Annotated in this window: 14 protein-coding genes; 12 read left to right on the top strand and 2 right to left on the bottom strand. The window is 70.1% G+C overall.

The window, feature by feature from the left end:
* Nucleotides 1–158: 158 nt before the first annotated feature.
* Nucleotides 159–1,292 (top strand): outer membrane protein assembly factor BamB family protein, encoded by a 1,134-nt coding sequence (locus JYK17_RS17745; protein ID WP_222810764.1) that lies wholly within the window; start codon nt 159–161, stop codon nt 1,290–1,292.
* A gap of 424 nt (nt 1,293–1,716) precedes the next feature.
* Here the strand turns inward: JYK17_RS17745 and JYK17_RS17740 are convergent, their stop codons facing one another.
* Together JYK17_RS17740 and JYK17_RS17735 are read right to left on the bottom strand one after the other, a co-directional pair.
* Nucleotides 1,717–2,262: a hypothetical protein gene (locus JYK17_RS17740; protein WP_222810763.1), complete on the bottom strand. Its 546-nt coding sequence runs from the start codon at nt 2,260–2,262 to the stop codon at nt 1,717–1,719.
* Between the two features lie 63 nt (nt 2,263–2,325).
* A complete protein-coding gene (locus tag JYK17_RS17735) occupies nt 2,326–2,793 on the bottom strand; it encodes a helix-turn-helix domain-containing protein (protein ID WP_261995847.1) in 468 nt (155 codons plus the stop codon).
* Nucleotides 2,794–3,039: 246 nt separating this feature from the next.
* On the opposite strand from JYK17_RS17735, the gene JYK17_RS17730 reads away from it, so the two are divergent.
* From JYK17_RS17730 to JYK17_RS17680, 11 genes are all read left to right on the top strand, one after another.
* Nucleotides 3,040–3,315, top strand: coding sequence for a helix-turn-helix domain-containing protein (locus tag JYK17_RS17730; protein WP_308011692.1), 276 nt, complete (start codon nt 3,040–3,042; stop codon nt 3,313–3,315).
* A gap of 95 nt (nt 3,316–3,410) precedes the next feature.
* Nucleotides 3,411–4,028 carry an RNA polymerase sigma factor gene (locus tag JYK17_RS17725; protein WP_222810760.1) on the top strand — a complete coding sequence of 206 codons (618 nt, stop codon included), beginning with the start codon at nt 3,411–3,413 and terminating at the stop codon, nt 4,026–4,028.
* Nucleotides 4,025–5,053, top strand: a complete 1,029-nt coding sequence (locus JYK17_RS17720) for a BN159_2729 family protein (RefSeq protein ID WP_222810759.1) — start codon at nt 4,025–4,027, stop codon at nt 5,051–5,053. Before JYK17_RS17725 ends, JYK17_RS17720 begins: the two co-directional genes overlap by 4 nt.
* Nucleotides 5,050–5,661 (top strand): hypothetical protein, encoded by a 612-nt coding sequence (locus JYK17_RS17715; protein ID WP_222810758.1) that lies wholly within the window; start codon nt 5,050–5,052, stop codon nt 5,659–5,661. Before JYK17_RS17720 ends, JYK17_RS17715 begins: the two co-directional genes overlap by 4 nt.
* On the top strand, nt 5,658–6,047 hold the full coding sequence (locus tag JYK17_RS17710; RefSeq protein ID WP_222810757.1) for a hypothetical protein: 390 nt from the start codon (nt 5,658–5,660) through the stop codon (nt 6,045–6,047). Before JYK17_RS17715 ends, JYK17_RS17710 begins: the two co-directional genes overlap by 4 nt.
* Nucleotides 6,044–6,346, top strand: a complete 303-nt coding sequence (locus tag JYK17_RS17705) for a hypothetical protein (RefSeq protein WP_222810756.1) — start codon at nt 6,044–6,046, stop codon at nt 6,344–6,346. The genes JYK17_RS17710 and JYK17_RS17705 overlap by 4 nt, the downstream gene beginning before the upstream one ends.
* The gene (locus tag JYK17_RS17700) at nt 6,339–7,076 is read left to right on the top strand and encodes a hypothetical protein (protein ID WP_222810755.1); all 738 of its coding nucleotides are present in this window, start codon (nt 6,339–6,341) and stop codon (nt 7,074–7,076) included. Before JYK17_RS17705 ends, JYK17_RS17700 begins: the two co-directional genes overlap by 8 nt.
* A gap of 5 nt (nt 7,077–7,081) precedes the next feature.
* Nucleotides 7,082–7,333 (top strand): hypothetical protein, encoded by a 252-nt coding sequence (locus JYK17_RS17695; RefSeq protein ID WP_222810754.1) that lies wholly within the window; start codon nt 7,082–7,084, stop codon nt 7,331–7,333.
* Between the two features lie 3 nt (nt 7,334–7,336).
* Nucleotides 7,337–7,792, top strand: coding sequence for a LuxR C-terminal-related transcriptional regulator (locus JYK17_RS17690; RefSeq protein ID WP_222810753.1), 456 nt, complete (start codon nt 7,337–7,339; stop codon nt 7,790–7,792).
* Entirely contained in the window at nt 7,793–8,089 is a 297-nt protein-coding gene (locus tag JYK17_RS17685) for a WhiB family transcriptional regulator (protein WP_222810752.1), read from the top strand.
* The gene (locus JYK17_RS17680; protein WP_222810751.1) at nt 8,086–8,406 is read left to right on the top strand and encodes a hypothetical protein; all 321 of its coding nucleotides are present in this window, start codon (nt 8,086–8,088) and stop codon (nt 8,404–8,406) included. Before JYK17_RS17685 ends, JYK17_RS17680 begins: the two co-directional genes overlap by 4 nt.
* The last annotated feature ends 25 nt before the right edge of the window (nt 8,407–8,431 follow it).

Below are 8,431 nucleotides of genomic sequence, written 5' to 3'. Positions count from 1 at the left end.
GCTCAACGCCCGCCGCTCGCCCAACGCCCACCGCTCGCCCGACCCCCGCCGCGAGACCAACCCCACCCGCGAGACCAACCCCACCCGCGAGACCAACCCCACCCGCGAGACCAACCCCACCCGCGGCCAACCACCCCGGCCCGACGCGGCGCGCACTGGTGCGCGCGGGGAGTACGGCCGTCGCGGCCGGCGCCCTGAGCGGGGTCGGCTACGGCGGCTGGAAGGCGCTGAAGTGGCTGTTCGGGGAGGTGGAAGACCTGTTCCCGGAGCTGACCATGTCCGATTCCGAACAGCGCTGGGTCTTCAAAGGAGGTATGGACGAATTCTTCGTGGACGACTCCTCACCGGCGGTCTCCGGGGGCGTCGTCTACGTCGGCGGCGAGGACGCCAACTACCGCGCCCACCTGTACGCACTCGACGCCGCCACCGGTCGGCCGCGCTGGTCCTACCGCACCCAAGGCCGGACAGGATCACCGGTCGTGTCGGGCGGCACCGTCTACGTCGCCGACGACAACCTCTACGTGTACGCGCTGGACGCGGCCACCGGACGGCGGACCTGGACCATCCGGCTCGAGGGCAACATGGAGACCCCGGCGCCCCCACGGGTCGTGGACGGAGTCCTGTACGTCACCGCCGCCGCGATGAGCGCCGCGGGCTTCTTCGGTTACGTCTACGCGCTCGACGCCGACGACGGCAGCCTGCGCTGGCGTTTCGAGGCCGGCAGCGTCATCCGGACGTCGCCGTGCGTCTCCGCGGGCGTCGTCTACGCCGGCAGCTACGACCACAACGTGTACGCGCTGGACGCCGCCACGGGCCGCCGCCGCTGGACGTTCTCCACCAAGGACAAGGTCACCGTCTCCCCGGTGGTGTCCGGCGGCACCGTCTTCGCCGGCAGCGATGACCACCACCTGTACGCGCTGGACGCGGCGACCGGCCGCAAGCGATGGGCGTTCGACGCGAACGCCTCGGTGAACGCCGCCCCGGCGGTGTCCGGTGGCATCGTCTGCGTGGGCTCCGACGACGACCTGTATGGCGTGGACGCGGCCACCGGCCACCAACGGTGGAAGACGAGCTTCCACTCCAAGATCGCCTCATCGGCTCTGACCGTGGCCCAGGGACTGCTCTACCTCGGCGTCGACGGCAACCTGTTCGCGGTGGACGCCAAGAGCGGCCGTAAGCGATGGAAGTCCGGCATGGGCAGCGTCAACTCCGATTCCTCGCCCGCGGTCGCCGGTTCCGTGGCCTACATCAGCGGCTACGGAGCCGTGTACGCGGTGAGCGAGAAGAAGTGAGACGACGCCACGGCGTCCGCACCGCCGCGGCCCGCGGCAGCCGGCACCCCGCTCGCAAGCGCTGTCATGACGGATGAGAGGCTCGGGCGGGTGAGTGAGACACCGATGAACACCCTGCAATACCGCCTGGACGGCCCAGAAGACGCCCCGGTCCTGATCCTCGGTCCCTCACTGGGAACGACGTGGCACAAGTTCTAAAGACCTTCCGCAGCGGGTTCGCATTTTCCGTGCGGGGGCTTCCGTGCCTGGTCAGAGCCGCTTTCTGCCGGGGGCGCCGGTCAGTGCGTGAGATCTGTGTGAGATATCCGTGAGACGCAGCCGCGGATGATGGCGCCGGCGCAGAGAGCGGAGCCGTCCCGGTCTTCCGGCCCGGGACGGCTCCGCTCTGTCTGCCAACGTCCTTCACCGCAAAGGACGTTGATCTTTACGGCGTATCGATTTTCCTCAACTGGCCTTCCCGCTCGGGTATGAGCGGGGTGGCATCTCGCGACCGGCGGTGCCCGACGCCGGTGGCCGGCCCTTTGCTGCCAGCGACGCGCAGCCGTCCGTAGCCCTTCGACGTGAAGGCCTCGCGCGACTGCACGAGCTCCTCGACGATCAGCTGGTTCCGCTCGTCGTTGACTTCGACGATCTCCTGCTGAAGCTCACACACCTGAGCGCGCAGATAGCCGGCTGCGTTGCGGGCGTCGTCGAGAGCCTTCGCGTAGCTGGCGAGCCGCAAGCTCATCGTGGTCCGTGCGCGCCGGAGTGCTTCCTCGCGTCTTTCCAGCTCGTGTTCGCGTCGCTGCATCTCCAGGTCGCCGGTGCGCTGCAGGTCAGTCACCTCGCGTAGCTGTGCCCGTGTACGCGCGTCGAACTGACGCAACGCGTAGCGCACGGTCACTGCGAATACCCCCACTGTTCCGGCCGCCAGGACGCCCACTCCGGAGACCGCGGTCTCCCAGGTGTGCCGCCAGACGCCGTCCCCCACGAGGACGCCTCCAGCCGCGCATACGGCCGTTGATGCCGCCGCCAGTCTGTATGCCACCTCTTATTACCCCCTTGCTGTGGCCCCCCGGTCGGCAGCATCGATCCCGCGTTGGAGCTCGATCGCTTGCTCGATGGTTCCGTTGAGCATCTTGCGGATTTTGGGATCGCTGATCCCCCACGCATCCATCGCCACATCCGGGGTGAGTGCGGCTGACGTTACCTCCTCTTTTGCAGCCTCTGGGGGCTGTTTGCGAGGAATGAGCCCGGATTCAACTAGTAGCTCGTCATGGTCAATGCCGAGAACGTTGGCCCAGGCGTTCAGCTGCGAGGGGAGCGGCAGGGTCTTGCCGTCCAGGGTGCGGCTCACCGTCGTGATGCTCACCCCAAGTAGAGAGGCCAGCTGGGCCCGGCCGCCGGCTCGTTGCCGGACGTCGAACCCAGCCGAGGTCGCGCGATCGGTGAGGTATGCACCGACGTGCCCAGCGAGAGCCTGCCGTTCCTCGCGGGCGTTGCCTTGTGGGGGATCTTCCATGCTCCGCATTCCGCGAGAGTAGCGCGCACGCGCGCAACTTACACCACAGTCGCACGCATGCGACTTCGCAGGTCAAGGCTGGGTTTTTCGTTTCCGCAGGCCGTGCGCTCTTGCTCGCTCGCGCGTACGGCAAAAAAGTTCTGCCGTCATTCCGGCGATGCAACTTGCGCACGTGTGAGTTAGTCGCATAGGTTGCATGCATGCGACCAAGTCGCACGCGTGAGAGTTCCAAGGGGGACTGCACCCATGCTTCGCCTGAACATGACCAAGGTCTTGCAAAAGGCCAGGTCGAAGGATGCAACGTCTGTGGCGGACATCGCCGAACAGACCGGCATCAGCAAGGCCACGCTCCACCGACTCGCCAACGGCGACAAGGAGCCCAGCCTCACGACTGTCTGGAAGCTCCGCAGCGTCTACGGCGGTCGCATCGAGACCTACGTCTACGAAGACCCGCACGCCACACGCCCCGCAAGGGTGCCGCGCCCGCGGAAGGCGCCGGCCGAGAGCCCGCGCGAGACCTGACACGACGGGGGCTGCCCAGGCCGGGCCATGGCCCAGAGCAGCCCCGCGTGACTCACAGCCAACCCATGTTCATCGGTACATGAACGGAGAAGGCCTTGATCGTTGAGGCTAACGCCAGATCCGGCGACCACGACACGACAGAACAAGCCCTTGTCGCCCGCGCGCAGCAAGGCGACGCCGAGGCGTTCGGCGAGCTCTACGCCCTGCACCACGACCGCGTCGCCGCCTTCATCGGCCAGCGGATCAGCTACCACCGCCAGCTCACCGAGGACCTGACCGCCGAGGTGTTCCTGCGCGCCTTCCGCAAGCTCGACAGCTTCGAGTGGATGGAGAAGTCGCTGCGCTCGTGGCTCTACACGATCGCCCGGAACATCGTCACCGACCACTACAGGTCGCGCACCATGCAGAGGGTCACCTACGTCGAGAACCTCAGCGACGTCTCGGACTACTGGGGCCTTGTCTCCCCGGCCCCGGACGACGAGATCTTCGAGCGGTTCAACGCGCTCCAGCTGCGCGCGGCGATGGCCGCCATGACGCCGCAGCAGCGCGACGTCCTCGTTCTCCGCTTCCTGCTCCAGCGGTCCGTGTCGGAGACGGCTGCCGCCCTCGGCCTGTCCGAGGGAGCCACCAAGACCACCCAGTACAGGGCCATGCGTGTCCTCCAGCAGAACCGCGCCCTCCGCAGCTCCTACCAGGGGGAGTACGCAGCATGACGACCCACCAGCAGCCCCGAAGTGACATCGAGCAGGAACTCGCCGACCGCCTGGGCACGGTCGCCCGCGCCTTCGTCGCCGATCTCGACGCGCAAGGCCGCCTCGTCGGCCCCGGCGGTGCCGGCGTCCTGGAGCGGCTGCGTATCCAGGTCGAGGCCCGCCGCAACCTGCCCCAGGCGTACCAGGCCGCCGTCGACACCATCGTCGAGGACTGCGGCTACCCCAGCGAGGTCGCCGTGCGTATCGCGGCCGCCCTCCGCCGCAAAGGCATCCTCGGCGACGACGACAGCCCCGAAGCACAGCAGGCCCCCGAACCGGCTCCGGGCCCGCCGACCCCCGCCGCCCGCGGGGCCCAGGTCGTCACCCGCATCCGTCCCGCAGGGCACCCCGCGGACGCCGACGGACCCCAGCGGAGCGCCGTGACCGTTCAGCGGGTCGAGGGCCAGGTCCCGCAGATCCGGCCCGTGTCGGCCCTGCCCCAGCGGCCCGCCGACTGGGACGACCAGCACGCCCGCGCCGTCAGCGTCGCCGCCGCCCTGCGCGCCGAGCACAACCGGCGGCTCGAGGTCCTCGGGATCGCCGCGGACGGCCCCCGCGTCCTGATCACGATCCGCGCTGCCTCCCTCAGCGACTGGGAGTACTGGCTCGCCGCGATCAACACCCCGGTGAACATCACCACGAAGACGTCCGGGCACATGCAGCTCGTCGCCGGCCACGTCGACGGCATCGATGTCCATCTCGCCGCCCACGACGTTCCCCGCCTGCTGACCGAGGCCAAGGAAGCCGCCGGAGAGCCGTTCTACCTGTGGGGCCGGATGTACGACCTCACCCGCGGCTACATCGGCCGCAACGGCCACGTCTGGCTGTACTTCGGCCAGCGCCAGAGCCCGGCCGGCATGCCGCTGGTCGGCCTGCGCGGCGGCGACGGGCAGCTGTACCCGCTGGCCTCCGTCGTCATGGCCGAGGGCCACCTCACCCCGGCCCCGGCGCAGCCCACCGCCGTGGCCGAGGGAGGCAAGCAGTGAACATCGTGCGCGACCTGTACCTGGGATGGACCCGGCTGGAACACGGACAGGACTGCCCGCTGCCCGTGTGGGAGCCCCAGCTGCGCATGGACGAGGGGCGGCGCGGCCGCCTCAACGTCGGTGACGACCCGCACGCCTGCACCGCCGAGGACTGCGGCCACGCCAACCTCTTCGGCCGCTTCACCGTGCGGCTCGTATGCCGCAGCTGCGAGGCCGTCCACATCATCAGCGGCGAGGACGTCGGCATCTACAGCACCACCGCCGCCGCATACGGCTACGGGCAGGCGCCCCGCGAAGTCGAGGGCCTGTGGCTGTGGGCCGGAGCGCAGATCGTCCCCGGCCGCGGCGGCGAACCGCGCGAGTACCTCGTCACCCTCACCCCGCGCCTGCCGGCCCAGGCCGCCGACATCGCCGGAACGATCTGCCACTACCGCACCACCGGACAGCACCCCCGATGGCAGGCCAGCGCCGTTGCGGACCCCGACGGCCCGTACGGCGACGCCACCCTGCGCTGGGCCCGCCGGCGCACCGAGCTCCGAACGATCGAGAAGGCCGCTGCCTGGATCGCAACCCAGTACCAGCCCGAGACCCTCGAGGTAGCCGTATGAACGTCATCGAAGCCGCCCTCACCTCCTTCACGGAGTACGAAGCCGCGGTACCCGAGCTGGAGGCCAAGGAGTTCGCAGCCAGCCGCGAGGAGTTCCTCGGCTTCGCCCGGCAGTGCGCGAAGAAGACGCTGAGCCAGACCGCTGCGGATCTCGACTGGCAGTACACGCCGGCCGACGAGCTCGCCGAGTCGGTGGAGCAGGCGACGGCGCTCCTGGAGCCCGGGCGCCCGGAGTATCTCCGCTATCTCGTGGACCACGGCGCCGAGACGACGAGCTTCGACCTGGTGCGGCCGTGCACGGCCTGCGGCCACTCCCGCATCGACAGCGTCGACGGCTACATCACCCTCGGCCGGCTCCTCTCGCAGGGTTCCTCGGGGCGCTCATGACCAGCGCCCTCGAGCGAGACGCCACCGGCCACTGGCTGCCCCGGTCCAAGCCGGTGCAGACCACCTCTCGCGCCAAGAAGAAGCAGCTGCCGCCCAGCGGCCCGGTCGTCGACGCCTGCTATGCCGAGGGCTGCGGCAGCGTGGGCACCGGACCGCAGCCGGACCCCGGCATGGTCCGGGTCCCGGGCAGCAAGGACGGCGCTGCCAGCCACTGGTACTGCGCCGGCCGCTGCTCGGCCATCGCCCGCGCACGCGCCGACCTGCGCTCGATCAAGACGCGGGGAGGCTCTCATGCCTGAGATCGCCCCCGACCTCGCCGACCTCGCCCGGTGCGTATCGGTGCACTGGTCGATCCCCGTGCAGTGCGAACTTCCGCCCTCGCACTGGGAGGACCACGAGACGACGCATCCCGAGACCGGCGCGCGGTTGCAGTACTGCCGCACGGGCGGCGCGTGGCGCACGCTGGAGCTGCGTGACGGCCAGTGGCACCGGCTGGAGATCCCGCCACCCGGCGGGTACTGCGGGCAGCCGGATCCCGACCGGCCCGACGTCACCTGCACGTGGCAGTACGGCCATCGCCTCGCCCAGGCACACGCCGCCTACGTCGACGGCGTCTGGCACCAGTGGCCGACGCTGCTCCCGGAGCCGGAACGCCGTGCCGGCCTCGACGACGCGCAGCTGCTGCGTGGCCTGGTCTTCGACCAGGCCGCGGAGATCGCCGAGTTGCGCGCCGCCATCGCCAAGGTCCAGCAGGAGCTTGCACAGGGGCAGTTCACCGGCACGCCCGGTGCGGCGGAGCGCCAGTCCCGGCTGCTGACGCGCATCGAGAACAGCGGGCAGCCGATCACCACCCATGGCGCGCACCGCATCTACCGGAGCTGGGGCTGGAAGGGGCTGTCGGCCAAGGCCGTACGAGGAGATCTCATCGCTCTCGTCATGGCCGGCCGTCTGGAGTTGGACGACAGCAACCCCTCCTGCCGCCGCTACAGGCCCGGCCGTACGCCTCGCACGAAGGGCGGCCGCCGGTGACCACGATGGCTCTGTACGTGGTCCTCGCCGCCGTGCTGCTCACGGTGCTGGCCATCGGTGTCGGCAAGGCGCTGCACCAGCTCCTCGCCGACCCGGCGGAGCTGCAGACGCCGGACTGCGCCGAGGACGACTGCTCTGCCGAGGCCGAAGCCTTCGCCGACTGGGCGGAGCTGGAGGCAGCTGTTGCCCGTCATCCCTCCGGCCGGCGCCGTCCTCCGCGCATCCCCCGTCAGCTGCGACGTCAGCAGGAGAGGTGACCCATGGCGACCGGCGCCCACCCGAAAGAGGCCGAGATCCTCCAGTGTCTCGCCGCTGGCCTGTCCAACCGCGCCATCACGGAGCGGCTGAACGTCGGTGCGGCGACCGTCGCCGAACTCCGGGCGAAGCACCGTTTCCCGGCCGCACGGCCGGCGCTGACGGTGCAGCAGAAGTTCGTCCTCTACACCCGGGAGACCGACGGCGGCCACATGGTGTGGATCGGGGAGAGGGCCCAGGACTGCACCCCGATCCTCTCCCACCGCGGCCGCAAGCTGTCCGTGCGCCCCGTCGCCTTCGAGATTGAGCACGGACGCCGCCCGACCGGCTACGTGAAACCCGCCTGCCGGCACCCGTGGTGCGTCGCCCCCGCATGCCAGTCCGACGCTGCAGACCGCGCGCTGTCCAGGGAGATCCCGGGCCAACTCGATGCGGCTGCAGCTCTCTTGGGGGAGAACTGAATGCCGGTAGGGGAACTGCTGCTGGAGAGCCTTCCGATCCAGCCGTGGGCGGTCGACGCGGCCTGCGGGAAGGGCTGGGGGCCCGCGCCGGACGACTTCTTCTCGGAATCGCGGGCCGCTGTCCAGGCGGCCATGAACTTCTGTAACGCGCACTGCACCGTCCGCGAAGCCTGCCTGGAAGACGCGATGCGCGCCGAGGCCGGCGGTGAGCTGCGGTACGGGGTCCGGGGCGGGATGAGTGCCTCAGGGCGGCGCAGGCTCGCAGTGCAGCGCCGCGCAGCAGGCGGTGCACGGTGAGCACCTTCATGCGCGGCAGCCCCGCCTCCAGGGAGTGCGGCCACTGGATAGGCGCCGAGCACCGGTACTGCCGGTCCGGTGACGGTCTGCGGCCCTATGTGATCGGTGTGCGGTGCCCGCTCCACACTCCGGCCGCTCTCGCCCGGAAGCCGGAGCCGCAGGCGGGGCCCGGCTTACCGGCCGGCGCCTGGACGACACCGTCCCCGCAGGCCGCGTCCGCGGTCTTCGACGAGGCCGCCATCCGCTCCGGCAAACGCCGCTCCAGCCCTCACACGTTCCGGGCCGCCCAAGCCGCTCGCCGTACGCAACGCGAGTAGCCCCCGTACTTCTGTCCCTTCGCTA

The organism is Streptomyces plumbidurans (genome assembly GCF_019857225.1).
Taxonomy (GTDB): Bacteria; Actinomycetota; Actinomycetes; order Streptomycetales; family Streptomycetaceae; genus Streptomyces; species Streptomyces plumbidurans.
Note: the sequence above shows the minus strand (reverse complement) of the source record. Positions and strands in the feature narration are given on the sequence as shown.